19 protein-coding genes and 1 rRNA gene are annotated in these 24,734 nt (G+C 48.3%); 8 read left to right on the top strand and 12 right to left on the bottom strand.

The genetic code is table 11. From position 1 onward, the window contains the following. The first annotated feature begins 168 nt into the window (after positions 1-168). The 5 genes from rrf to DEU29_RS07350 all read left to right on the top strand — a co-directional run bounded on the left by rrf (position 169) and on the right by DEU29_RS07350 (position 4,111). Positions 169-284: ribosomal RNA gene (gene rrf / locus DEU29_RS07370) — 5S ribosomal RNA — on the top strand. A 402-nt stretch (positions 285-686) separates the two neighbouring features. Further along, positions 687-1,706, top strand: coding sequence for a UDP-N-acetylmuramate dehydrogenase (murB, locus tag DEU29_RS07365; RefSeq protein ID WP_133539639.1), 1,020 nt, complete (start codon positions 687-689; stop codon positions 1,704-1,706). After that, positions 1,699-2,679, top strand: a complete 981-nt coding sequence (birA, locus tag DEU29_RS07360; protein WP_133539637.1) for a bifunctional biotin--[acetyl-CoA-carboxylase] ligase/biotin operon repressor BirA — start codon at positions 1,699-1,701, stop codon at positions 2,677-2,679. Before murB ends, birA begins: the two co-directional genes overlap by 8 nt. Beyond that, complete coding sequence (locus DEU29_RS07355; RefSeq protein ID WP_133539635.1) at positions 2,666-3,427, top strand: type III pantothenate kinase; 762 nt, start codon at positions 2,666-2,668, stop codon at positions 3,425-3,427. The genes birA and DEU29_RS07355 overlap by 14 nt, the downstream gene beginning before the upstream one ends. A gap of 27 nt (positions 3,428-3,454) precedes the next feature. Then, positions 3,455-4,111, top strand: a complete 657-nt coding sequence (locus DEU29_RS07350) for a tetratricopeptide repeat protein (RefSeq protein WP_133539633.1) — start codon at positions 3,455-3,457, stop codon at positions 4,109-4,111. Between the two features lie 29 nt (positions 4,112-4,140). On the opposite strand, the gene nspC is transcribed toward DEU29_RS07350, so the two are convergent. The 9 genes from nspC to DEU29_RS07305 form a co-directional block, all read right to left on the bottom strand. Beyond that, complete coding sequence (gene nspC / locus DEU29_RS07345) at positions 4,141-5,274, bottom strand: carboxynorspermidine decarboxylase (RefSeq protein WP_133539631.1); 1,134 nt, start codon at positions 5,272-5,274, stop codon at positions 4,141-4,143. A gap of 3 nt (positions 5,275-5,277) precedes the next feature. Then, complete coding sequence (locus DEU29_RS07340) at positions 5,278-6,477, bottom strand: saccharopine dehydrogenase family protein (RefSeq protein WP_133539629.1); 1,200 nt, start codon at positions 6,475-6,477, stop codon at positions 5,278-5,280. A gap of 74 nt (positions 6,478-6,551) precedes the next feature. Continuing rightward, entirely contained in the window at positions 6,552-8,711 is a 2,160-nt protein-coding gene (locus DEU29_RS07335; RefSeq protein WP_133539627.1) for a prolyl oligopeptidase family serine peptidase, read from the bottom strand. 76 nt (positions 8,712-8,787) lie between these two features. Next, positions 8,788-10,425 carry a GNAT family N-acetyltransferase gene (locus DEU29_RS07330; RefSeq protein ID WP_133539625.1) on the bottom strand — a complete coding sequence of 546 codons (1,638 nt, stop codon included), beginning with the start codon at positions 10,423-10,425 and terminating at the stop codon, positions 8,788-8,790. Further along, positions 10,425-11,849: a sodium-dependent transporter gene (locus DEU29_RS07325; protein WP_133539623.1), complete on the bottom strand. Its 1,425-nt coding sequence runs from the start codon at positions 11,847-11,849 to the stop codon at positions 10,425-10,427. Before DEU29_RS07325 ends, DEU29_RS07330 begins: the two co-directional genes overlap by 1 nt. Before the next feature lie 140 nt (positions 11,850-11,989). Beyond that, positions 11,990-13,069 carry a cell division protein ZapE gene (zapE, locus tag DEU29_RS07320; RefSeq protein ID WP_133539622.1) on the bottom strand — a complete coding sequence of 360 codons (1,080 nt, stop codon included), beginning with the start codon at positions 13,067-13,069 and terminating at the stop codon, positions 11,990-11,992. Positions 13,070-13,141: 72 nt separating this feature from the next. Then, positions 13,142-13,993: a thioredoxin gene (gene trxA / locus DEU29_RS07315; RefSeq protein ID WP_133539620.1), complete on the bottom strand. Its 852-nt coding sequence runs from the start codon at positions 13,991-13,993 to the stop codon at positions 13,142-13,144. 85 nt (positions 13,994-14,078) lie between these two features. Then, positions 14,079-15,449: an aldehyde dehydrogenase family protein gene (locus tag DEU29_RS07310; protein ID WP_133539618.1), complete on the bottom strand. Its 1,371-nt coding sequence runs from the start codon at positions 15,447-15,449 to the stop codon at positions 14,079-14,081. After that, positions 15,446-16,903, bottom strand: coding sequence for an NAD-dependent succinate-semialdehyde dehydrogenase (locus tag DEU29_RS07305; RefSeq protein WP_432206874.1), 1,458 nt, complete (start codon positions 16,901-16,903; stop codon positions 15,446-15,448). Before DEU29_RS07305 ends, DEU29_RS07310 begins: the two co-directional genes overlap by 4 nt. A 367-nt stretch (positions 16,904-17,270) precedes the next feature. Here DEU29_RS07305 and DEU29_RS07300 point away from each other — a divergent pair, with 367 nt between their 5' ends. Next, complete coding sequence (locus DEU29_RS07300; RefSeq protein ID WP_133539617.1) at positions 17,271-19,037, top strand: DEAD/DEAH box helicase; 1,767 nt, start codon at positions 17,271-17,273, stop codon at positions 19,035-19,037. 9 nt (positions 19,038-19,046) lie between these two features. On the opposite strand, the gene DEU29_RS07295 is transcribed toward DEU29_RS07300, so the two are convergent. Genes DEU29_RS07295 through DEU29_RS07285 form a run of 3 tightly spaced genes read right to left on the bottom strand, consistent with a single transcriptional unit; the run spans position 19,047 to position 21,823 of the window. Beyond that, on the bottom strand, positions 19,047-19,574 hold the full coding sequence (locus DEU29_RS07295; RefSeq protein WP_133539615.1) for a lipocalin family protein: 528 nt from the start codon (positions 19,572-19,574) through the stop codon (positions 19,047-19,049). Positions 19,575-19,599: 25 nt separating this feature from the next. Next, positions 19,600-21,162, bottom strand: a complete 1,563-nt coding sequence (locus tag DEU29_RS07290; RefSeq protein ID WP_133539613.1) for a cryptochrome/photolyase family protein — start codon at positions 21,160-21,162, stop codon at positions 19,600-19,602. Then, positions 21,155-21,823 carry a flavin reductase family protein gene (locus tag DEU29_RS07285; RefSeq protein WP_133539611.1) on the bottom strand — a complete coding sequence of 223 codons (669 nt, stop codon included), beginning with the start codon at positions 21,821-21,823 and terminating at the stop codon, positions 21,155-21,157. The genes DEU29_RS07290 and DEU29_RS07285 overlap by 8 nt, the downstream gene beginning before the upstream one ends. A gap of 120 nt (positions 21,824-21,943) precedes the next feature. Here DEU29_RS07285 and DEU29_RS07280 point away from each other — a divergent pair, with 120 nt between their 5' ends. Together DEU29_RS07280 and DEU29_RS07275 are read left to right on the top strand one after the other, a co-directional pair. Then, positions 21,944-22,696, top strand: a complete 753-nt coding sequence (locus DEU29_RS07280) for a glycosyltransferase (protein WP_133539610.1) — start codon at positions 21,944-21,946, stop codon at positions 22,694-22,696. Positions 22,697-22,698: 2 nt separating this feature from the next. After that, the gene (locus DEU29_RS07275) at positions 22,699-24,684 is read left to right on the top strand and encodes a 3-deoxy-D-manno-octulosonic acid kinase (RefSeq protein ID WP_133539608.1); all 1,986 of its coding nucleotides are present in this window, start codon (positions 22,699-22,701) and stop codon (positions 24,682-24,684) included. Positions 24,685-24,734: the final 50 nt, after the last annotated feature.

Here is a 24,734-nt window from a genome sequence, read left to right as displayed (position 1 = left end):
GTTGAGCTAACCCGTACTAATTGCCCGTGAGACTTAACCATACAACACCCAAGGTGTTTGGTGTCGTTAAGCACAAGTTGATAACCTTTACCAAAGCAAGTAGGTCGCGCTTTTAGCGCGACAAGAGTGGCATCACAATCAGCCTTTCAGTTGTTACAACAGTTTTTGTCTGGCGGCCATAGCGGTATGGCACCACCTGGCTCCATTCCGAACCCAGCAGTGAAACATACCAGCGCCGATGGTAGTGTGGGGCTTCCCCATGTGAGAGTAGGACACCGCCAGACTTCAAATAAAATAACCCCAGCCAATCGGCTGGGGTTTTTTATTTTCTGGTGGTGTCCTACGAGAGAGTAGGGTGAAAGCGGGAATTCGGCTTGCCACCAATGTGGCAAGACGCCGCTTGAACGGTGCGAGCTCTGCGAGCGCCTGCGGCGGCGCCAGACTTCAAATTAGAGAAAGCCCCAAGCTAACGCTTGGGGCTTTTTTTTTACCGCCACCGTCGCGGGCTTCGCCGCTAAGCCGGTGGTTATTTATGATATGAACTCAATTGGGTGCTTGTTAAACGATACCAGCTACGCACAGGGTTTCCGAAGAAATAGAGAGAGGCCCAGTAGCCGCTTGGGCTTTATTTTGCGGTTGAGTGAAGGGCTGGTACAATCCTTCTGAGTTTAATTCTGGGATCCAGCATGTCTTTAGACCTTACCGAACGCCATAGTTTTCGGCTGCACGCCTGCGCCAAACAGCAACTGCAAATAAGCAGCGAAAAGGACCTAAATCGATTAGATCAACTCGACGAGTACTTAATACTTGGCGGTGGCACTAATACCCTATTTATTGAAGATTACCCGGGAACTATCGTATCCCCTCGGTTTAAGGGTATCGAGATTGCCGAACTCGAAGAGGGCTATCAAATTCGTGTTGGTGCGAGTGAAAACTGGCATGATCTTGTCACTTATTGCTGCAAAAAAAGTATTAATGGCCTCGAGAACCTGGCATTAATTCCGGGAACAGTAGGCGCAGCTCCCGTGCAAAATATAGGGGCGTATGGCCGTGAAGTATCCGACTTTATTGTCAGTGTAGAGTGCTACTCGCTAGCCAGTCATGCCACAGAAATTTTGCTTAATCATGAGTGTGGATTTGATTACCGCGATAGTTTTTTCAAACGTCATCCCAATCGTTATTTAATAACGCACGTTAACTTTTTTTTCCCTAAACAATGGTCGCCCGTGCTCGAGTACGGGCCTCTGCAATCTTTAAACGCTAGCATGGTCGATGCGCAGACAATTTATCAAAAAATCATCGATATAAGAAACCAAAAACTGCCAAATCCTGCGATAACGCCTAATGCCGGTAGCTTTTTTAAAAATCCAGTGGTTTCGTCATCGCTACTAGATGAAATAAAACAAATTGCTCCGGATATCCCCACTTTCCCGGCAGCCGGAGGAAGTAAAATCGCTGCAGGCTGGATGATCGATCAACTAGGTTTTAAGGGAAGGCGTTGCGGTGACATCGCAGTTCACGATAAACAGGCGTTAGTACTTGTGAATCTGGGGAAAGGCACCGGAGAGCAGTTAGTCGAATTATGCCTACAGATTCGCACAGCTGTGTTAGACCGCTATCAGGTTCTACTAGAACCTGAAGTACGATTAATCGGTAAACAGGGCTTAATGCGGTTACCAGACGTCGGAGCAAACAGTAGTGAATAGTCGCGTTAATCAATTACTTAACTGTTTAAATGATGGTGAGTTTCATTCGGGTGAAGCATTAGGCGCCACCCTGGGTATATCACGTGCTGCGATTAACCAAAATATCAATAAACTACTAAAGCTCGGTGTTGATATTTATTCGGTCCACGGTAAAGGCTATAAACTTGCCAGGCCGTTGGAATTGCTTGATCAGCAATCTATTTGCAAGGCAGCACAGGTAAATGGCCAAAATATCCTGGTCGAGTCGGTGGTTACATCGAGTAATGATAGTTTAAGAGATTTATTAACGCAGGGGTCATTGCCGGCGGGCTATGCAGTTATAGCCGAAGCACAAACGGAAGGTCGTGGACGTAGAGGTAAACGCTGGTTTTCACCTTTTGGTTGTAACTTATATATTAGTGTTTACTGGCCCATAGCAGAGGGTATTAACGGTGCTATGGGGCTAAGCCTGGTCGCTGGCTTGTCGTTAGTAAAAGCGCTCGAACAGCTGGGAGTGAGTAATGCCGGCGTAAAGTGGCCTAATGATGTCTATATTGACAATCAAAAGGTCGCCGGAATTCTGGTTGAATTGGAGTCTAATACTGATGGCAGTGCCAACAGCATTATAGGCATTGGACTGAACCTGGCGATGCCTGAGTCGACCGGCAGTCAAATCGACCAGCGTTGGACCGATCTTCGGTCGCAGTTGAGCAAGCCTGTCTCCCGTAATGTTATTAGTGGTTGTATTTATCGTGAAGTCGTTGCTGGTTTGAACGAGTTTGATAACAATGGATTACAGTGGACACGACAGCAATGGCCACGCTACGACGTTTATTTCAATGAACCAGTTACACTGACCATGGGGCAACGCTCAGTTACCGGAATTTGCCGCGGGATCGATGAAAATGGCGCAGTACTATTAGAAACTAACGGTAATACGGTACGTTATTTTGGTGGAGAGATCTCATTAAGGGCAACAGATGTTACTTATTGATAACGGTAATACCCGTACAAAATTCGCCGTTTACAACAAGGGTGAATTGCGTCACGACGTTAAAGTGGTTAATGCGGACTTAGCAGTAACAATTGATCCGACGTGGGTAAAAGACATAAAACTGGCGTTAGGCACAGACACCAAGGTGTTTGGGTGTAGTGTGGGCACAGCTGCCGATCGACTGATAATTAGTGAACGTCTGGCACAAAGCGGTCTCGTGGTTGAGTGGTTAAAAACATCCGCCGAAGCGGGCGGTGTTAGTAACGGCTATAACGACTGTTGGCAGCAACTGGGGGCGGATCGCTGGTTTGCTTTAGTTGGTTATTACCAGTTAAAACAGGAAAATGCGCTGATCATTGATGCGGGAACTGCCTTAACTATAGACTGGTTAGTTAGCGATGGCCGTCATTTAGGCGGCTGGATCGTGCCGGGCCGTCGGTTAATGCAACAGTCGCTGCATTCAGGTACGGCCAATCTTAACGCGTTGTTGTCCGAGTCCTGTTATCGCGAACCAGCCGTTAATACCCAGCAAGGTATGAGTTTTGGTGTACATTATGCGTTGGTGGGGGCTATTTCTCAGGCAATTAAAGCCTCTGAGCAAATATTTAATCAGCAACCCTTCTCGATTATCGTAACCGGCGGTGATGGGGAGCGACTGGTTAAATCGTTGCAAGCTGTAGAAAGTATAAACTATACCCGTATCGACGATTTGGTATTCAAGGGTTTGGCATTTGCTGCCGATAACTAAGCTATTAATACCTTACCGGAGTGTGCAATGGCATCTTGGCTGAGCAAGCTAACCCTACTAACGACGATAACGCTGACATGTCCGGCACTCGCATGGCAGGATGCAAATGGTGATGAGCCGCAGGACGAGTTAGAAGCGGTGCAGTTATACAGCGATGAACAGTTGGTCGATATGTTCGACGATAATACTCATTTGTATCAAGTAGAGACTGTTGACCGTTGTCAGTTAGTTATGGATATTGAAGCGCAGGCTGAACTTGAACAGCGCCCGACCTACCAGTTCTTATACGGCGATATGCTGGCCTGGGGCATTTGTTATGAACGTGATGTGGAGTTAGGTCTTCTCTATATGCAAACAGCTGCTGACCAGGGGCTGATACAGGCCTTAGAGCAGTTAGGGCGCTACTATCACGAAGGGACATTAGTAGAACAAGATGTTGACCGGGCGATTTTGTATTTGCGTGAGGCTGCTTCGTTAGGTTACTTGCCTGCACAAAAACGGTTTGCGAACATTATGCTTAACGGCGAGGGTAGTCCGTACGATTTTACCCATGCTTATCACTGGTTACATAACGCGGTTACTGGTGACGAAGAAGAGCATCAACAGATCCAACAACAATTAGAGCAGCTAGGGCAGTTAATGCCGGCATCTGCGGTAGAAAAGGCTCGCCAACGCTCACTGTAGGCGAGCCCATGTTCTGTTAATAATGGCAGTTACGAAAGACGGTCACGAAAGTCCTGGTAACCGAATTGCCTAATACAATCAAACTTACCATCGGCGCGTAAAATGCCGATAGCAGGGTGTTGTACGCCATTAAAGAAACTGGTTTTGACCATGGTGTAGTGCGTCATGTCTTCAAACACTAAACGATCACCGACCGCCAGGGGCTGGTCGAAGCTGTAACTACCAATGACATCGCCGGCTAGACAACTGTTGCCGCCCAAACGGTAAGCAAAAGGTTTCTCAGTCGGAAGCCCCGCACCAGTAATAGCTGGTCGATAAGGCATTTCCAGTACATCCGGCATGTGTGCCGTGGCTGAAATGTCTAACAACGCAATTTTTCCGTCATTTTCAACAATGTCGACCACTTCACAAATTAACGGACCGGTTTGCCAGGCTACTGCAGAGCCCGGTTCCAGAATCACCTGTACATCGTAGGTTTGTTTCAGTCGCTTTAACTGCGTGATTAAATGCTCGACATCATAACCTTGGCGAGTCATCAGATGTCCACCACCCAGGTTCAACCATTTAACTTTATGCAGCAAATTGCCAAAGCGTTTTTCTACGGCAGCCAGCGTGCGCTCAAGTGCGTAGGAATCACATTCACATAGATTGTGCACGTGCAGACCTTCGATAGTATCAAGATCTAAGCCCTCGAGGCTGTCGGCACGAACGCCAAGACGCGATCCTGGCGCACTGGGATCATACAGCTCTGTTTCCGCTTCCTGGTGTTCAGGATTTATCCGCAATCCCATCGATACGCCCGCAGCAGCTGCTTGCTCCTGATAGCGCTGCCATTGGGCAACGCTATTAAACGAAATATGGTTAACCAGCGGCAATAAAGCGTCGATATCCTCTTGCTTGTAGGCAGGCGCATAGGCATGCACTGCACGGCCGAATTCCTCGGCCGCCAGGCGAGCTTCCCACACTGAGCTGGCGGTGCAGCCTTTAAGGTATTCGCGCACGATCGGAAATGCCGACCACATAGCAAAACCTTTAAGCGCTAAAATAATATCTGCGCCACTTTGCTGCTGAACCCGCTGCATGAGTTCAAGGTTATTGCGTAACAACCCCTCGTCCAATACATAACAAGGTGAGGGAATATTGGCTGCCGTGTATTTATTCATAAATTAAGCACCGAAAGGCTTATCACATTCAGTGACGTGCCATGGCAAGCCATGTTGGTTAAGGCGATTCATGAACTCGTCCGGATCAAACTGCTCCATGTTCCAGACACCGGGCTTCATCCAGTGACCTTCCAGCATCATCGCTGCACCAATCATTGCCGGCACGCCGGTGGTGTAAGACACGGCCTGAGCGCCAACTTCTTTATTGGTCTCAGCATGGTCGCAATTATTATAAATAAAGATGGTTTTTTGCTGGCCATCTTTAATACCGGTTACGTAAGTACCGATACAGGTTTTACCGGTATAACCCTCGGCTAATGAGCCCGGATTCGGCAGTACCGCTTTTAAGAACTCAAGTGGCACAATATCCTGCCCCTGAAACTGCACCGGATGAATGGAAGTCATGCCGACATTTTCCAAAACCCGCAGGTGAGTCAGGTATTCATCGCCAAAGGTCATCCAAAAGCGAGCACGCTTTAAGGTCGGGAAATGTTTAACCAGCGACTCGAGCTCTTCGTGGAATAGCAAGTACGAAGGACGCACACCAACGTTCGGATAGTCGAGATCTTTGCGTACGCTGATAGGGTCTGTTTCGTGCCACTCGCCGTTCTCCCAGAACTTGCCGCGTTGAGTGATTTCACGAATGTTGATTTCCGGATTAAAGTTGGTTGCAAAGGCTTGTCCATGATCACCGCCATTGCAGTCGACGATATCTAAGTACTGTACTTCGTCAAAGTAATGTTTAGCAGCGTAAGCAGTAAATACGTTGGTTACGCCTGGATCAAAACCAGCACCAAGCAGCGCCATCAGGCCTTTTTCTTTAAATCGTTCCTGATAAGCCCACTGCCAAGAGTACTCAAATTTCGCTTCGTCTTTTGGCTCATAGTTTGCGGTATCCAAATAGTGTACACCGGTCTCCAGACAAGCATCCATAATCGGCAGGTCCTGATATGGCAGAGCCACATTGATTACCAACGACGGTTGTACCTGACGGATCAAATCGGCTACTTTGGCGGCGTCGTCTGCATCAACCTGGTAGACCCCGACAACACGGTCTTTACCGGCTTCTTCCTGCAGTGCTTCGCATTTAGCGAGGGTGCGGCTAGCCAAATGAATTTCTGAGAACACTTGCGGTAGCATGGCACATTTTTGCACCACAACGCTTGATACACCGCCAGCGCCAATGACAAGAACTTTTGACATGATGTTAATCCTTAATCTGTTCGCTTCGTTAACTCAATAATTGACGCGAAAGATAGCACATTTTTGCTAGTGCATCATTGCTGTTCGGAATTTTTGAGCCAATCGACATTTAATTGGTTAAAGGCAAAACTCCACTGTCGGTGGGTGCGTTCTATCTGCAGCCAAACCGGCGTTTTATTGCCGTGACCTGCGTTGTCATCTACGTCTAGTAAGATCGGTTTTTTGCACCCCTGGGCGCGTTGTAATGTTGCGGCCAATTTAAAGCTATGCCATGGCGCAACCCGCTGGTCTTCTGCTCCGGTACTCAGCAGAGTCGCCGGATAACAGGTACCCGATGTGACGTTATGCAACGGCGAATAAGAACGCAGCGTTTGAAACTCTTCGGCGTTGTCGCTTAAACCAAACTCTGATTGCCAGCTGAGTGCGTTAGCATTGGCGTATTGATAGTGCAGCAGATCGAAAACGCCGGCTGTGGCCAAGACCACACTAAATCGCGATGGTCTTTTTAGCATTGCAGCGGTAACCAGCATGCCGCCATGACCTGTTCCATAAGCAACTAGCTTGTTGGCTTCGGCATAGTCATTGCTAACCAGCCAGTCAGCCACAGCCAAAAAGTCGTTTATTGCCTTGGGTTTATTGTTTTTAATGGCAGTCTGGTGCCAGCCTGAGCCATAAACGCCGCTACCCCGGACATTCGCTATGGCCAGGCTTCCGCCCATCTCCAGCCATGCCATAAACTCAGGCTGATAACGGGGTGTAAGGGTTTGTGCAAAACCGCCATAAGTGTGCAATAACAGCGGCCCTCTGCCTTTTTGCTTGGCGTTTTTGCTATGTACCAGAAAAACCGGCACGTTAATGCCCGGGCTGGTTTCTACAAAAACCTGTTCGGTTTGATAACGGCTGTCATCTACTGGTAACTGTGATTGGTGCCATAGCGTTGTGCGCTGATTGTCGGCGTTGTAGCGGTAGATATTACCTGGCGTGGTATAACTGGAAAATTTAAAAAATGTTTGTGACGAATCGCTCCCACTTACAAATCCCTCGACGGTACCAAATCCCGGCAACGCAAGCTCGCGTAAGTAGTTGCCCGATAAATTAAACGTCATTACCCGTGATTGCGCATCTTGCAGGTAGTGCGCGAATAGTTGCTCGCCAACGATAGCGGCGTCAGCCAAAGGTAGCTTTTGCGATGCAATAACGACCTCAGCATTGTCCCACTCAGCGTTGCTAACACGGACAATCTGCCCGGTATCATCTTTTTGACTACTGTAAAAATATAAGTGGTTATCACGTGAACCCAGGTAGCGATGTTCGCCAGCAGCTAATCGTATTGGCTTGAACTCAGCCGTCGTTTGTTTAAGCGGGCGAATATAAAAATTATTAATGCTGGGACCACGCTGTACTCGCAGCAATAAATATTCGCCGTCGCTGGATACTTGTGGGTACGGATTGACGCCTGGTTGGTAACCGCCCGGACTTACTTGAATATCACTATCAACCGGGGTGTTGAGCTTGTGGTAAAAAACTTCAACCGAGACTTGCTCATTATAACCATCGTCTGTTCGGGGATAGCGGCTGTAATAAAAACCTTTGCTATCAGGGTACCAACTGACATTGGTAAATTTTGTACCGGTGATGACCTCATCCAATACCTCTCCCGAGCGGAGGTCTTTGATATACCAGGCACTCCAGTCACTACCCACTTCAGAGACAGCATAGGCTAAGTAATTGGCGTTGGGTGATACACTGAATCGCGTGATTGCCTTTAGTCCGCTGCTATCAAGTTGAGTTGCATCCACCACGTTAATCGGGGGGCTGTCTAAATCAGTTTGCATGTAAAGGCTTGCTTGGCTTTGTAAACCATCATTGCGCAGGTAAAAGATTTTTCCGTTCTGCTCAATAGGGGCGCTAATTTGAACGACGTTGAATAACTCGGTTAATCGCTCTTTAATGAAATCGGTTGCACTTAGTGAAGCTAATTGCTGTCCCGAAAACAATTGCTGTTGCGTCACCCACTGTTGGCTTTGTTCTGAGTTTAACTGCTCCAGCCACTTATAAGGCGTTGCAATGGTCTGGTCGTGCAGCGTTACTTGTTGTTGCGAACGAGGTGTGTTGGGGTATTCAAGGCTTTCATAAGCAGCCTCAGGAGCAGGCTCTTTGGATACACTGCAGCCGCCGATAACACTGGCTAGCAAACATAGGCTAAACAATTTATAAAATGACTGACTCACCATAGTTCTCTCTAAATTAACGCCTTGTTATTAACACTAGCACGAAGTGGGCAGGCCCTCTGAGTATCTTTACTTTTTCTTAACCCTGGCTGAGGGCGAAGGCTGCGGCGGCTTCGGGCATATAACCATTGGCAACGGCCTTTTTGATTTGCTGAATTATCGGGTTAGCGGATAGTGAGCAGCCGGGGTTGCCGTTTATCCATTGTAATTCAGCCTGCGCGTAATCAACTAATGGGTGCCAATTTGTCGGCGCAGTGTCAGTCAGCCAGCAGGCCCGAATATGCTGATGGCGAGCACTTACTCTGTCACGTTTATTGCTGGTACGGATCGCAGTAAAACCATTGTGTTGCCAAAATTTAGCTAACGCCGGGCTGTAGCCGAAACTCGTTCCCAGCGCTTCGCATTGATTATGCTTAGCCCACGCTTTTACCTCAGCGATCAACGCCGAGGCATAATGGCGGCGGCGAAAATCCGGATGTACCGCAATGCGAGTGATGCGGCACCAGCGTGTTTTTAGCGCCCACGGTTGTTGCAGATAATAGCCGATAGCTTGTGGCAGCAAATTACCCGGCGGGCGCCGCTTGCCTTGTATAATGGGTTTGCACAAATCGTCTTGCAGTGGCCCCTCCAATGCGTGCCAGCACACGCCGATAACACGCTGCTGGTGATAAAGCAGGGTGATAAATTGACTGCTGTCATCCAGTAATAGGGCCAGATCGTTGGGGCTGCTTTGGTAATGCGCTTCAAGTAACAGTTCAAATGCCTGATGCAGATCGGCTTCGGGTAATTGGCGTGCCTGTGTTGTCAGCAGACCCTCATTCCGTGATGCGTCAGCGGGAGCTTTTGTTAGCAGCAGGGTTTGCTGTAACCAGCGCTCCAGCGGGTCATTAATGGGCCAGCGAATAGGTTGCTCTAAAGCGTGTTGCTGCACATTAGCCAAGTGCTCAGATGCCCATTGCGAAAAATGAATCGCAAAGCCGCGGCCACAGCCCTCGTAGCCTTCCACTGTTGTGGCCATTAACCACGGGGTATAGTCATTACAAAGTTGCTGGATAGCCCATAAGGGCAGTCCCGCCGCTTCATCGATAACCAGTAGCGCATCAGCTTTTTTTTCTTTTAACAGTTTGTCCCAGGCGACAAATTGCACCTTAGGAGCTTTGTTAAGTAACACACGTGCATTGGCTTTACGTGGTGCGGTTACGACAACCCGGCGGTCAGGCTGGTGCTCTGACAGCTCTGCAATAGCCGCACCCAGAACATGACTTTTACCTCGCCCGCGGGGGGCGGTAACAATATGCACTGCAGCCGTATTGTTGAGATCTTTGAGTAACGTGCGTTGCTGCTGCGTAGGTAACGCCGGTAGTTCGGACGCTTGCGGCGGTTGTCCCTGAGGTATCTGCTGCAATTCTGACCAGGCGCTTTTAAATCGCTGCCATATAGCTGACGTTGGGTGATTCCCGACTAATACCAGATAGCCGCCTGCTGTAATCGTGCCGGCTAAGGCTGCAATTGCATCAACATGGATAGAATTAGTGCAGTCGATAACAACGCACGGGTATTCGTGGCCTAAGTAATCACGGTAACGGGACAGCGTCGCATCACCCTGTGACGGACTGTCTGATAATACTAAGCTAAGGTCGGTGGGGGCTGGCAGCAGTTGCTGCCAGCTGTTCATGTGGGTGGCAAAAATTAATTGGCGATAGCCTGTTGTTAACATTAAAACATGGCGTATTGAGGGCCAAAGAATTTAGCTAATACCGTATTGACAAAGACCACCGCCAGAATCAACGGAATAAAGGTGGTAATTGATACGCGTACGTACTTGGCCAAAAAGGTTGTCGGGTATTTGTGATTGCCATGAGTTAACTCTTGTTCCAGATTGCTGTTGCGCCAGTGCAGCCATACAAACAAACAAATTAGCAGCCCGTTAAGTGGCAAAATAGTGTCATAAAAAACATCATAAATGAGATCAAACACTGATTTAGGCTGGCCGGCGTACTCTACAAACTCAGTAAAGGCCGGAATAAACCCGAACGAGGTCGCGGCAATAATGGTTAAAATGGTATTTGCAATAACCATAAATAACAGCGCTTTTTTACGGCTGGTTTTACGTTGCTCAATAATAGCTGCGGTTGGTACTTCCAAAATTGAAACCAGCGACGTGATGGCGGCAACAAAAGCCAATAAGAAGAAAACTGATGCCGCGACACTTGCTGCCACGTAGCCAATGCTGACTTCCAGTTCCATAAAGATTTGCGGGAAGAACGAGAAAATCATACCAACCGATGACTCGCTTAATTCAGCGGGGTTGGTATCAGGATTGATGGCAAAGATTGCCGGTAGCGTCATTAAACCGGCAGTAAAGGCAACCGCGGTATCTGTAATGGCTACCAGCTTACCGGAAGTCACGATGTCGTCTGAGCGGCTAAAGTATGAGCCATAGGTAATGAGAATGCCCATACCTAAAGACAGCGAGAAGAATGCTTGTGATAGCGCGCCGCTGACTACCGAACCATCGATTTTAGAAAAGTCTGGTACCAGGTAAAATTGAATGCCCAACTCTGCGTTATCAAGCGACAATACAAAAATCACTAACAGAATCAGCATTACAAACAGGGCCGGCATTAGAAACTTAGCCGCCTTTTCTATGCCCTGACGCACACCACCCATCAAAATAAAGTTAATGACCAGCGTTACGGCAACTAAAAAACCGATAAACTTGTAATCGTTAACAAACTCACCAAAGTAACCGGGCTGCGCTAATTGTGCCAGATCGCCGGTTACCGCATAGAACAAATAGCCGAATATCCAAACGGTGATGACCATGTAAAAAATGGCAATCATAAAGGGCGTTAAAACAGCCAGGAAGCCGGCAAAACTCCAGAACTTTTTACCTCCGCCTAACTTGAGGTAAGAGCCTAACGGGTTTTTTTGCGCGTGACGGCCAAGCCCCATTTCGGCCAGCATGATCGGTAAACAAATAAATGCAACGAACAGCGCATAGATAAGCAAGAATGCACCACCACCATTTTTGGTAGCTGCGACAGGGAACCCAACGAGGTTACCAATACCAACGGCGGAACCGGCGGCCGCCAGGATAAAGCCGATTTTAGAGCTAAATTGATCGCGTTGCTCGCTCATGGTCTTCCTTCTTTAATCGTTATTATTATCAGGCGCCATTATTTATCGTGCGCAGAAAATTCCAGCAATCCTAGCAAGGGGCTTGCGAGTCGGCAAGCGCGGCAAGATGCTTTATGCGATTAAAGGTGTAAAGCATGCGCTCAAACTGAATCCGGAAACTTCCAACTTTGCATTTCGATCAGGCGCGACGCGCAACGTTGAAAAGGAAACTTGAGGTGCTCGGCCTGGTAAAGCTCGTCAATGGGAACAACGGCATTAATTAGCAACAAGCAACCGCGGTCATAGCATTCGTCCACTAGTGCAATAAAGCGACGGGCTTCGTTATCAAGCCGGCTCAGATGCAGCGACTGCTGCCGTTGGAAGCCGTCTTCAATCCCCTGTGCCGCAGCTTGTTCGGGGCTGGCACTAAATTGCGGCACGGCGTCGACCGCGATAACCTTAAATTGGTCGGCTAGCTCCATGTAATCGCGCTGACTACGTGGGCCTGAGCAGAGCTGCCAAAAATCAAAGCCGATTACCGTGTCATTGCGCCATAAGCAACGCAACGGTCGGTTCATGATAGTTATCAGCGAGTCGGTGGTGATGGTACCCGTTTGTTGTAACAACTTGGCAAGCGCGTTTTGATTGTCATTAACAAAAAAATACGGGCAATGCTGAGACTTAATACGTCGGTAATCAATTCCTGAGTCGAGGTTAAGCACATTGCATTGTTGTTCAAGCAGCTCAATAAATGGTTCGAATCGGTGACGCGCTAAACCGCCTCGGTACAACTCTTTTGGTGGCGTGTTGGAGGTGGTAACTAGTACGGTGTTGTTGTTAAACAATGCAGTCCAAAGCGTGGCTAACAGCATGGCGTCGCCAATATCTTCAACAATGAATTCATCCAGGCAAATAACCCGATAGCGCTGTGACCATTGTTCAGCAACCTGAATTAACGGATTTTCCTCGCCTTCATATCGATTCAACTGCGCATGTACTTCTCGCATAAAATGATGGTAGTGCATGCGCACCTTGGCGGTGATGGGGAGTTGTTGGAAAAACAAATCCATCAGCATCGACTTGCCGCGGCCGACGGGGCCGAAAATGTAGAGGCTGTTTACTGACTGATTATTGCTGAGCGCCTGTGATACGGCGTCCAGTGCCTCGACTGCCGCCAGTTGATTGCTATCTGAAGTCAGATTTTGTTGCTGACAAAGTTTTTTGTAGGCGGATTGCAGCATCGTATTATTTTAGAAAAGTAAAAAAACGGCCGGCAGAGGATGCCGGCCAAACTCGTTGCTAGTGAACAGCCATTAATACATCATACTGTACAAGGTTCTACGCGCGCGTGATGCGAGCGGATCACCATCGGGGAGAGCATTGATAATATCCAATGCAAAACGTTTTGCATCCGCATTTGCGGGATCTTTACGCATCACAAAAAATGCCTGCTCCAGCGCTTCTTCGTCACGATGTGCCTGTTGCAGGGCAAGTGCGAGTTTTAAACGCGTATCATAGTCGTCTGGCTGAGCTTCGACATGCTCCTGTAAATTTCTTATCTCCGGCGAATCCGCTGCCTCTTCTGCTAATTCAATTTTACTCATCAAGCGCTGATAGTCGTTGTCTTGTTCCACCATAGGAATTGCCGCGGCTAACTCTTTAGCCTGGTCTAAACGGCCATGGTCGACAGCAGCTTCGGCTAACAATTTAATCGCCTGCATATTGCTACTATCGAGATCGTAGGCTTGCTTGGCAAAGGTGTAGGCGTCGGCAGCATTACCTTCACCCAGTGCCTGTTGTGCTTGTTTTAAATAGTCATCAGCTGGGCTTGGCAAATGTTTGCTGAGCATTTCTTTAATTTCGGTCTCGGATTTTACCCCACCGAAGCTATCCAGTGGCTGACCATCCTTAAAAAATGCAACAGTCGGCAGGCTGCGAATACCAAACTGCATGGCAAGTTCCTGCTGATCATCACAGTTAATTTTAGCCAGTGTGACTTGCTCGGGATATTGGCTCGCGATTCGTTCCAGAATTGGCATTAATTGCTTGCAGGGCTCACACCAGTCGGCCCAAAAATCGATAATAACGAGTTTTTCTTTTGAACCTTCCAGCAACACCTGTTGGAAATTCTGCAGTGTTACGTCGATGATATTGTCAGCTGCCATAACCAGCGCCTGCTCCCTTTAATTGCTGCTAATCGCGTTGTTAATTAAAGATATGCTGGCGCTGGTAGCAAAATTCAATGGCTAGTTAGCTAAACCAGGACAAAAGTTTGTCTTTTAGTTTGCTGTATGGCGGGTAGCGCAGCGCTACATCCAGGATAAAGCGTCGGGTCATGACCGGTTTTAAATGGCTGAATGTGTCGAAACCGAATTTGCCGTGATAGCGCCCCATGCCACTGCGACCAACGCCGCCAAATGGCATTTCGTCATTTAACATGAACATCAAGGTATCGTTGTAGCAAACATTACCCGCAGCGATGTGGCGAGTAAACTGCCTCAAGGTTCGTTGGTTTTTGCTAAATGCATATAACGCCAGTGGTTTAGGCTTGGCATTAATTATCTCGATAGCCTGGTTGGCAGAATCTATCGGAACAATGGGTAAGATCGGGCCAAAAATCTCATCGGTCATCAACGGATGATCATTAGCCACATTGGTTACCAGGGTTGGTGCCAAATAGTTATCTTTGCCCGAACTATCACCGCCAAAGGCAATAGCTTGCCCTTCGAGCAGGCCGACCAGCCGTTGATGATGCTGACTATGAATAATACGTCCGTAGTCATCGCTATGCTGTGGCTCATCACCGTAAAACTCGGTAATGGCGCGTTTAAGTGCATTGATAAGTTGATCCTGTACCGAGGACTCAACCAGCAAATAATCGGGGGCGATGCAGGTTTGCCCTGCATTTAAAAACTTACCCCAGACAATGCGTCGGGCTGTTACGGCTAAATCACAGTCGGCCATAACGACAGCGGGACTTTTGCCGCCCAATTCCAGCGTTACCGGGGTTAGATTAGGAGCGGCAGCCGCTAAAATTGAGCGTGCGGCGTGTTCGCCACCGGTATAAAAAATATGGTCAAAGGATAATTGGGTTAACTCGGCAGAAACCTGAACATCGCCGGTGAGTATTTTAAATGCTGAGCTATCCAGATAGTCGGGCAAATGCCTGGCAATGACCGTAGCAACCTCTGATGCATGTTCTGAGGGCTTAATGATGGCGCAGTTGCCTGCTGCAATTGCAGCAATAAGCGGTGCTAACAACAATTGCACCGGATAATTCCAGGCGCCAAGGATTAAAACTGTTCCTAAGGGCTCAGGAACGAGCTCGCTTTTGGCCGGCCAGGCAAGCATTGGAGTGCCTACCTTGCGGGGCTTGGCCCAGCGGTTGATATGTTTCAGCGTGTGCTTTATATCAGTTAATAAAAACTGCAGTTCGGTCAGGCGGGCTTCACTGGGGTGTTTACCTAAATCTGTGCGCAAAGCCTCTAATAACGGCGCTTCTTGCTCAACAAGAAATTGACGCAACTGTTGTAGTTGTTGTTTACGCCAGGACACCGGGCGGGTTAGCCCGGTGTGGTAGGTGTGATTTAATTCATCTAACAGATTATGCCATGTGTTCATCCGAGTCCGCCGAGGGTCACCGTTTTAATTTCCAGGTACTCATCTATACCGTATTTTGACCCTTCGCGTCCAACCCCGGACTCTTTAATACCGCCAAAGGGGTTGTAAGCATGGGAAATACCACCGGTATTAACACCAACCATGCCATATTCAAGGGCTTCGCTGACACGGAATATGCGAGCAGTATCTTTGGCGGCAAAGTATGAAGCTAAGCCAAATGGTGTATCATTGGCTTTCTTAATGGCTTCTTCTTCGGTCTCGAAGGTACTGATGGCAATTACCGGGCCGAAGATTTCGTCATTGTTGATATCCATCTCTGTTGTTACGCCGCTTAATACCGTAGGGGCATAGAACAGGTTACCTAAATCGGTGAGTACTTCACCACCGGTTTCGATAGTTGCGCCATCCGACTTAGCTGACAATACTAAACGCTGCACTTTGTCGACCGCATCCTGGTCAATCAATGGACCTAATTCGACGCCTTCTTTATCGCCCGGACCGACTTTAAGTGCTTTAACCTTGTTGGTTATTGCTTTGACAAAATCATCTTTAACTTTCTCATCGACCAACACGCGGTTAGCCGCAATACAGGTTTGTCCTGCGTTACGGAACTTGCAGGCCATTAACTGTTCTGCGGCAGCATCTACATCGGCATCGTCAAACACAATAAAGGGTGCATTACCACCGAGTTCAAGCGATATTTTCTTGACGTTTTCTGAACACTGCTGCATTAGCACTTTGCCAACACCGGTTGAGCCGGTGAATGATAGTTTTCTGACCTTTTCGGAGGTGGCGAGTATTTTACCTACGGTTTTAGCGTCACTCGTAGGGATTAGGTTAATCACGCCGTCGGGAATACCCACCTCGCTTGCTAACTGCGCTAATGCCAGACTCGAGAGTGGCGTTAACTGCGGTGGCTTAACCACAATGGTGCAACCGGCAGCAAGTGCTGGCGCAATTTTACGGGTAATCATCGCATTAGGAAAATTCCATGGTGTAATAGCTGCACAGACGCCGACCGGTTGCTTCATCACCAATACGCGTTTGCTATTGTCAGCAACGGGCAAAATATCACCATCGATACGTTCCGCTTCGCTGGCGAACCAGTCAACAAAGCTGGCACCATACTCGACTTCGCCGGCTGCCTCGGCGACGGGTTTGCCTTGTTCAGCACTCATTAGTTCAGCCAGTGCTTGTTTGTTGTCCATCATTGCCTGGTACCACTTACGTAACAGGTCGGCGCGCTCTTTGGCCGTCTTTTTTGACCATTTTGCTAATGCCGTCTCGGCTACGTTAATGGCGCGATGGGTCAAATCCTCACCGGCGTCGGCAACCTCGGCAATGACTTCACCGGTAGCCGGGTTAGTCACCTTAAAGCGGTTATCGGTGGGAACCCAGTGCCCTTCAATAAAACAATCCGTTTTTGTAAGCGATGACATAGAATGCGCTGACATAGTGCCTCCTTCCTAAAAGTATCTAGTATTAATGTAGGCAATAAAGCGTGTATTGGTTCAACTTTTTCGAAAAAACTATGCTTACCTCAAGGCAACGGTAGATTTAGCTTGTAGTTGAGGTGAAAGTGCGTATAATGCGCACTTCTTCAAGGAAATCCGCTTTAACCCGTAATGAAACGGGCATCTAGAGGCTGCGGTAACCCTTGATTCGTGGGGTTGAGCGCCTGATTCCAGAGAGTAATTTCAACATCTTGCACACGCACAGCGTGCGCTATCGTTGCGCTTATCATTGATTCCTGTCGCCGGGCCGAACCCCTTTTTTTAGTTGTATGTTTGCTTATGGCAAACAGGAATGAGTGAGTAATTCATGTCAAATTCTAATTCTGTCATGTCGTTTGCCGACATGTCTCTGCCGACTGCTGTATTAAACCAACTGGAAAAGCTCGGTTTTAGCCAGCCTACGCCTATTCAGCAGCAATCTATTCCTGCGCTACTAGACGGTAAAGACGTGCTGGGCGAAGCGCAAACGGGTACCGGTAAAACAGCGGCATTTGGTTTGCCTGCGCTTGCAGCAATTGATCCGAGTGTGCGTCAGACCCAGGTGTTGGTGGTTACACCGACGCGTGAGCTAGCCATTCAGGTGGCTGAAGCCATGGAAAGCTTTGCCCAGCAAATTAAAGGCGTAGAAGTTGCAACTGTTTATGGCGGTTCTGCGTTTGGACCACAGATCCAGGCGCTTAAAAAGGGCACCTCAGTGGTTGTCGGCACGCCAGGTCGTCTTATCGACTTGCTCAACAAAAATGTGTTAAAGCTTGATGGTTTGCGTGTCGCGGTATTAGATGAAGCTGATGAAATGTTAAACATGGGCTTTATCGAAGACATCGAAACTATTTTGAGCAAGGTTCCGGAAACCGCACAACGCGCGTTGTTCTCGGCGACTATGCCAACTGCTATTCGTAAATTGGCAAAAACCTACTTGACCGATCCGCTTAATATTCAAATCGAAGCGATTGCACGCGAAAAAGCGACCATTAAGCAAAAAGCCTGGAAGGTTGCCGGTTTAACTAAGATGACGGCACTGACGCGTTTATTAGAAGTAACGCCTTATCAGCGTGCACTAATTTTCGTGCGCACTCGCCAGGACACCATGGACGTTGCAGAACTACTGCAGCGCTCGGGTTTTAAAGCATCACCATTAAGTGGTGACTTAAACCAGTCACAGCGCGAGCAGACAGTAGCACAGTTGCGTAGTGGTCATATCGAAATTCTGGTCGCAACTGATGTGGTAGCTCGAGGTCTTGATGTGCCAGAGATTACCCATGTTATCAACTACGACTTGCCGGGCGATACTGAATCCTATGTGCACCGTATTGGCCGCACCGGCCGCGCCGGTCGTGAAGGCGAAGCTATTTTGTTTTTCCGTCCGAAAGAGCGCCACTTGTTGCGTCACTACGAGCGTTTAACTAACTCGTCAATTGAGTACTTTGAAGTACCCAGCGCGCAGCAGTTGAGTGAGCACCGTCAGCAGCAGTTACTGTCGACAATGCAAGCGACACTGGAACAGGAGAATCATCAGCCGGTTGAGCAGTTGCTGCAAAAATGGCTGACTGAGAGCGAGCTTAGCGCAGAGCAGATCGCATTGGCATTGCTGAAGCAACAACATAAACAGCGTCCATTGTTCCTGAAAGAAGATCGTCCGGTACGTGAACGTGCTGAGCGCAACGACCGAGCTGACCGTGGTGATCGTAAAAAGGCACGCGGGCCGCGTCCGACAGATGCCGATTTTGATACCTACAAAATTCAGGTTGGCCGCGAACACGGTGCACGTCCGGGCGATATCGTTGGTGCAATAGCTAACGAAGCATCAATGGACAGTCGCTTTATCGGGCAAATTCAATTGTTTGACCAACACTCGTTAGTGCAGCTGCCAAAAGGTTTGCCGGGCGAGGTTGTTAAAGTATTGAAGCGTGCTCGTGTACGCCAGCAGCCGATGTCGTTGGAATTGACCTCAGAGCAGGTAAAACGTGCACCTCGCCCACCACGTGGACGTGACGGTGGTCGTGACAGTGCACCCCGCGGTGGTCGCCGTGATAACGGTCGTCGTGGCCAGGGTGCAGCACGTCGTTTTAACTAAACGCCTGTATTAAGGTAACGTGGCCGGATGTTCCACCTGGATCATCCGGTCAATATCAAATCCCCATTCATTCGCTTTAGCCAGCGCATAGTCAATATCGCTTTGCTCAACGTCAGGAGAGCGGGCTAATAGCCAGAAGTATTCCGTTGAATCGCTGGTGACTATAGCCATTTGATAGTCCTCATCCAGCCAGCTGACATAGTAACCGCCGTAAAAAGGCCAGAAGAAAGTGACCTGATAGGCTGCCTGCATGCCTTCGACGGGTTCAGCTTTGCCAATAGCTGTTTGCCATTCTTTATCGTTGGTATGCCAGCCGCGGTTGGTAACCTCGAGCGTGTTATCGGCGTTAAGCCGATATTCTGCGGTAACAGCAATCAGGTTTTCCTCAAAGCCGTGAGGCATACGTAAAATTTCATACCATTTGCCCAGATAACGTTCGGCGCTAAATTGTTGCACCGGTGGTGCCACCGGAGTCGGCTCCGAACTACAGGCGAGTAAAGTAAAAGTGGTCGCCAGCGCGATAATAAGTTTTTTCATCAATGACATCCTTGGCTAAAACGGGTTACAACTGTTCGATATTATCAAGGTAATGCTCGGCCTGCTGGAGTAATTCAGATTGCTCTTGCTGGCTTTTCTTGTGCCACAGCGAATACATCATCCCCATGCGGTGGTTACTCTTGAAGCGTTGCTCGTGACGGCTGAGAAAGTGCCAGTACAAGCTATTAAACGGACAGGCTTTGTCACCGGTTTTAATAGACTTGCTGTAGTAGCAATCACCGCAATAATGGCTCATTTTATCAATATAATTGGCACTCGACACATAAGGTTTGGTTGCCAATACGCCGCCATCAGCATATTGACTCATGCCGCGCGTATTGGGTAACTCTACCCACTCGATAGCATCGATGTAAATGCCTAAGTACCAGGCATCGACCTGATCGGGCGCAATCCCTGCCAACAATGCGAAGTTGCCGGTAATCATCAGACGTTGAATATGATGCGCATAAGCATAATCGAGCGATTGCTGCACACAGTTTTTAACGCAGTTCATCTGCGTATCGGCATCCCAAAAATAATGCGGTAAGCTACGCTGATGTTGTAATTGGTTGTTATTTTTATAGTGCGGCATAAAGTGCCAGTAAATACCGCGGATATACTCTCGCCAGCCAATAATCTGACGAACAAAACCTTCGACCTGGTTTAACGCAATTGCGTCGTCGCTTGCCTTCCAATAATCAATAGCCGTGGTAACGACTTCGAGTGGGCTGAGCATTTTACAGTTAAGCGCAAATGACAAACGAGAATGATAGAGCGTCCAGCTGGACGAATGCAGAGAACTTAGCGACATTGCATCTTGGTATGTGCCAAAATGCGGTAGTAAGTGCTCACAAAAGTAGTGCAGAAGCTGGCGCGCTTGCTTTCTCGAGGTCGGCCACAAAAACTGCCGGGCACTGACAGTGCCCATCATGCTGACGTTTTGTTGCTCAAGCATGGCGTCTATGTCGGAAACATCATTGGCAAATAGCAGAGGCTCAGGTACGCTCTGTTTTTTGGGGATCTTCTTGCGGTTTTCACCGTCAAAATTCCACTGCCCGCCAACCGGCTTGTCGCCGTCCATTAACAGGCCCAGGCGCCGTCGCATATGACGATAAAAGGTTTCCATTAGTAGCGACTGGTCATCGTCGAAGATTTTCGCCAGCGAATCGCGCCGGGTAATAAAGTGTTCGCTATCAAACCACTCGATAGTAATATCGTTAGCGCCGGCCCATGAACGTAGTTGGTGATCTAAACGGTATTCGTCAGGCAACTGAATTTGTAGTTGAGCATTGGGATACTGGTTAAGGATCGCCTGTAAGTTTTGGGTCAGCGAGCCACTATTACTTTTATCATCCAGCCGCAGGTAGCGAACATTAAATGACTTTTGTTGCAGCGCCCGCGCAAAATTTCGCATGGCGGCAAAAAAAGCCAGTACTTTTTGGCGGTGGTGTTTTACGTAGTCGGTTTCCTGCGCTAGCTCCATCATCACGTAAAGTGAATCTTCCGCATCCTGTTGATACCAACTATGGGACGCATTAAGCTGATCACCCAGGATCAGCCGAATATAGCGAAAGTCGTGCTTAGTCATCGTTTTGATCGTGGCTGTCTCCGTTTAGATCAAGCTCCGCCACTGGTTTATCGGGCTTAGCGTAACTGAGACGACACAAGGATTGCGTCGAGTGGTAGCGGTCGAGTCCCGATACAGCAACGGTTTCCAGTGCCTCGATGTCGATAAAGCCGTCGTCGTGAATGGCTTTTTCATCGGTGCGCACCCATTGGATCTCGCCAATAACAAATTCAGTACCGTTGTGAGTAATACTGGCAACCTCGACGAGTTTTACGCCCATCGATAAGCGGCTTTCTTCGACATAAGGCGCGTGAAACCCATCGTAACGAGCCGGGGTTAGTCCAGTTTCCGCAAATTCAGACTGGTCACGGTCGTAACGTGCCGAGGTTTGGTGTGCCTGTTTAACGATACCGCGATGAACGTGGTTTATCGTGTAAACACCGGTTTCTTCAATGTTTTCGAGTGTGTGCCGGTCGACCGAATGGGGACGCATAATAAAGCCTATCAACGGCGGGTTTGCGCCCAAGTGTACCACTGAACTTATAATCGCTAGATTGTCATCGTTGCGGCGGTTACTGGTTCCGATGAGGTTAGCGCTTTTAAAACCTGACAGTGAGTTTATGAATTTAACCCGCTCGCGGTTTTCCATGGCGGCGAGTTGTTGTTGATCGAAATGCTTCATGAAGTTGCCCGTTTTGGTTTTTAATAAATAACTAATACGATGTATTTAAGCAACCAGATCTGATAGTTAAAAATGGCAATTTATGGCATCATTCGTTCCAGCTGAGTAAAGAGGAATGTTATGAACAACACCACTGAACAAGTTAACGTCCTGTGTATTAAATGGGGCAATAAATACGGCGCTGACTATGTCAACACGCTGTATTCAATGGTTAGCCGAAATCTGAGTCGACCGTTTCGTTTTGTTTGTTTGACCGATGAAAAGGAAGGCATTCGAGATGAAGTCGAAGTTAAGTCAATTCCAAAAATTGGCTTTGAAGATTTTGACAATCAAGTGCCTTGGACCAAAGCGCATGGCTGGTTAAAACTGACCTGCTTCGCAAACCCGCTGCATGACCTACAGGGACAGACGCTGTTTCTGGATCTGGATATTGTGATTGTCGGTAGTCTTGATGAATTTTTTGAGCCTGCGGGTGATTTTCTGGTTATCAAAGAATGGGATAAGTCTGACGCGACCGGGAATACCTCAGTCTTTCGCTTCGAAGCCGGCGCTCATGAGGATGCATTGGATTATCTTAAGGCAGATCCTGAAAAAGCAACCGAGCCGGTACGTAACGAACAGGAGTATATTACTCAGTTCGTCGATCGCCAGGGCAAATTAAAATACTGGCCTGCTGATTGGTGCAGAAGCTTCAAGCGGCACTGTTTACGACCTTTCCCTCTCAGTTTCTTTCAGCAACCGCGGATACCTGAAGGCGCAAAAGTCATTATTTTTCATGGTAAACCTCATCCGGATGATGCGGTGCGTGGAAAAAGCGGCAAATGGTATCGTAAGGTATTGCCTACGCGCTGGATCGCTGAATACTGGCGTTAACTATGTGGCTGCGACTCTATTCGGTGTTAATGACTGTTTTAACACCGTTATTGCTACTCTATTTTATTGCTCGAAGCCGCAAAGACAGTGGTTATCGTGAGCATTTAAGTGAGCGCCTGGGTCTTATCAGCCGCGCAAAAGAAAGTCAGGGCGGACTGTTACTGCACAGTGTATCGGTAGGCGAAACCTTAGCAGCACGGCCGCTTATTAGCGGGCTTCTGCAACAGCAGCCAAACCTTGCTATCACCATCAGTTGTATGACACCGACAGCACGGCGCTTAATCGAACAACATTTTGGCGACGCGGTGCGTTGTGTGTACTTTCCTCTCGACAATCCGTATGCGGTAAAACAGTTTATTCAGCGGCTGGCGCCCACCGCGGTGTGGCTAATGGAGACTGAACTGTGGCCTCGGTTTATGGCGGAATTGAGGCACCGGGGTATTGCCGTTGCCATGCTTAATGCGCGCCTGTCCAAACGATCAGCGGCCGGCTACCGAAAAGTGCACTCGTTATTGTCTGTTTGCTGGAGGCAACTAGCGGCAGTCAGCGCACAAACCAGAGCAACCCAACTACGCATGCGGGCGTTAGGCGCAAACAAAGTTTTTGTCGACGGTAATCTTAAGTTTGATATTGCACTTACAAAAGCACAGCAGATCAAAACTGAGCAGTTTTTTGCACAGGTTACAGGGCGGCCGATAATACTCTGTGCAAGTACACATCCGGGTGAGCACGAAGTCGCAATTGATGCGTACCAACAGTTAGTCAAACAATTTAGCGATATTGTCTTTATCATTGCGCCGCGTCACCCCGAGCAATTTAACTCTGTGAGTCAACTGCTTGTTGAGCGACAAATTTCTTTTGTGCGTCGCAGTCAAATTGAAAGCTTCCCTGCTGAGCAGACATTTTTATTGGCAGACTCAATGGGCGAGATGTTAATGCTGAGTGCGGGCGCTGACATGGCGTTTGTCGGAGGCAGCTTAATTGAGCGCGGCGGACACAATCCGTTAGAGCAAATTGCAGCTGATTGCGCGGTACTTAGCGGCCGCTCGGTTTATAACTTTAACGAAGTTTATGCAGCGTTAAATCGGGTAAAGGGTATACGTTGGGTGGATGATTGCGATACGCTACGCGATCAATTTTTAGCTCTGCTTACAGACAAGCAGGCGTTGCAACAACAAAAACACAACGCCAGCGCAGTGCTACAACAACACAAAGGGGCGACGTTACGCATGTTGGAACGTGCAACGGACGCCACTTTAACAGGAAATTTCATGGTAAAAACTCAGACAGACGGTAAAGAATTCATAAAATTTGATTCAGCAGTTTTACCCGAGTGTGAAGCAAAGCATTTTTCACCACGCTACTGGCAACAGCAAAAAGCTATCGCTGGCAATTCTACAGGCCGTGCAACGGTTTGGTTTATTCAGCAGGGCGATCACGGCATGTTGTTGCGTCACTATTATCGTGGCGGACTGGTAGGAAAAGTTAATAAAGACCGTTTTTGGCGGCAACCAGAACAGCAAAGTCGGGCAATAAAAGAGTTTGATTTGCTTACACAGTTAGTGGAAAAGGGGCTGCCTGTACCAAAGCCGATTGCTGCACGAATGATTAAAACGGGCTTATTTAGCTATCGTGCCGATATTTTAGTCGAAGTTATACCCGGTGCCGTGGATGTCTTTCGGTTGTTGCGCGAACGACAACTGCCGGCAAAGCAGTGGCATGCATTAGGCGCTGTCGTCCGTCGCATGCACGACGAAAATGTCTATCACTCGGATCTAAATTGTCATAATCTGATGCTTGATGACTATGATAGTCCATGGATTGTTGATTTTGATAAGTGTGGCTTTAAAGAAAACGGACAATGGAAGCAAGAGAACCTGGCACGATTAAAGCGCTCTCTGCTTAAAGAAAAAGCCAGGAACGAAACCTTCTATTGGAAGCAAGAACGTGATTGGCCTGAGTTTTTAACGGGTTACGAAACGACCTGATGGCGCTTAGCTAATAAAAAAGCCTGTTCAGCGCGCTGAACAGGCTTTTT

It is taken from the genome of Idiomarina aquatica, from assembly GCF_004362895.1.
In the GTDB taxonomy this organism is placed as follows: Bacteria; Pseudomonadota; Gammaproteobacteria; order Enterobacterales; family Alteromonadaceae; genus Idiomarina.
Note: the sequence above shows the minus strand (reverse complement) of the source record. Positions and strands in the feature narration are given on the sequence as shown.

Excerpts from the sequence above, each read along its gene's own strand:
- murB (WP_133539639.1), top strand. The coding sequence starts at position 687 with ATGTCTTTAGACCTTACCGAACGCCATAGTTTTCGGCTGCACGCCTGC.
- DEU29_RS07355 (WP_133539635.1), top strand. The coding sequence starts at position 2,666 with ATGTTACTTATTGATAACGGTAATACCCGTACAAAATTCGCCGTTTAC.
- DEU29_RS07350 (WP_133539633.1), top strand. The coding sequence starts at position 3,455 with ATGGCATCTTGGCTGAGCAAGCTAACCCTACTAACGACGATAACGCTG.
- nspC (WP_133539631.1), bottom strand. The coding sequence starts at position 5,274 with ATGAATAAATACACGGCAGCCAATATTCCCTCACCTTGTTATGTATTG.
- DEU29_RS07340 (WP_133539629.1), bottom strand. The coding sequence starts at position 6,477 with ATGTCAAAAGTTCTTGTCATTGGCGCTGGCGGTGTATCAAGCGTTGTG.
- DEU29_RS07335 (WP_133539627.1), bottom strand. The coding sequence starts at position 8,711 with ATGGTGAGTCAGTCATTTTATAAATTGTTTAGCCTATGTTTGCTAGCC.
- DEU29_RS07330 (WP_133539625.1), bottom strand. The coding sequence starts at position 10,425 with ATGTTAACAACAGGCTATCGCCAATTAATTTTTGCCACCCACATGAAC.
- DEU29_RS07325 (WP_133539623.1), bottom strand. The coding sequence starts at position 11,849 with ATGAGCGAGCAACGCGATCAATTTAGCTCTAAAATCGGCTTTATCCTG.
- zapE (WP_133539622.1), bottom strand. The coding sequence starts at position 13,069 with ATGCTGCAATCCGCCTACAAAAAACTTTGTCAGCAACAAAATCTGACT.
- trxA (WP_133539620.1), bottom strand. The coding sequence starts at position 13,993 with ATGGCAGCTGACAATATCATCGACGTAACACTGCAGAATTTCCAACAG.
- DEU29_RS07310 (WP_133539618.1), bottom strand. The coding sequence starts at position 15,449 with ATGAACACATGGCATAATCTGTTAGATGAATTAAATCACACCTACCAC.
- DEU29_RS07305 (WP_432206874.1), bottom strand. The coding sequence starts at position 16,903 with ATGTCAGCGCATTCTATGTCATCGCTTACAAAAACGGATTGTTTTATT.
- DEU29_RS07300 (WP_133539617.1), top strand. The coding sequence starts at position 17,271 with ATGTCAAATTCTAATTCTGTCATGTCGTTTGCCGACATGTCTCTGCCG.
- DEU29_RS07295 (WP_133539615.1), bottom strand. The coding sequence starts at position 19,574 with ATGAAAAAACTTATTATCGCGCTGGCGACCACTTTTACTTTACTCGCC.
- DEU29_RS07290 (WP_133539613.1), bottom strand. The coding sequence starts at position 21,162 with ATGACTAAGCACGACTTTCGCTATATTCGGCTGATCCTGGGTGATCAG.
- DEU29_RS07285 (WP_133539611.1), bottom strand. The coding sequence starts at position 21,823 with ATGAAGCATTTCGATCAACAACAACTCGCCGCCATGGAAAACCGCGAG.
- DEU29_RS07280 (WP_133539610.1), top strand. The coding sequence starts at position 21,944 with ATGAACAACACCACTGAACAAGTTAACGTCCTGTGTATTAAATGGGGC.
- DEU29_RS07275 (WP_133539608.1), top strand. The coding sequence starts at position 22,699 with ATGTGGCTGCGACTCTATTCGGTGTTAATGACTGTTTTAACACCGTTA.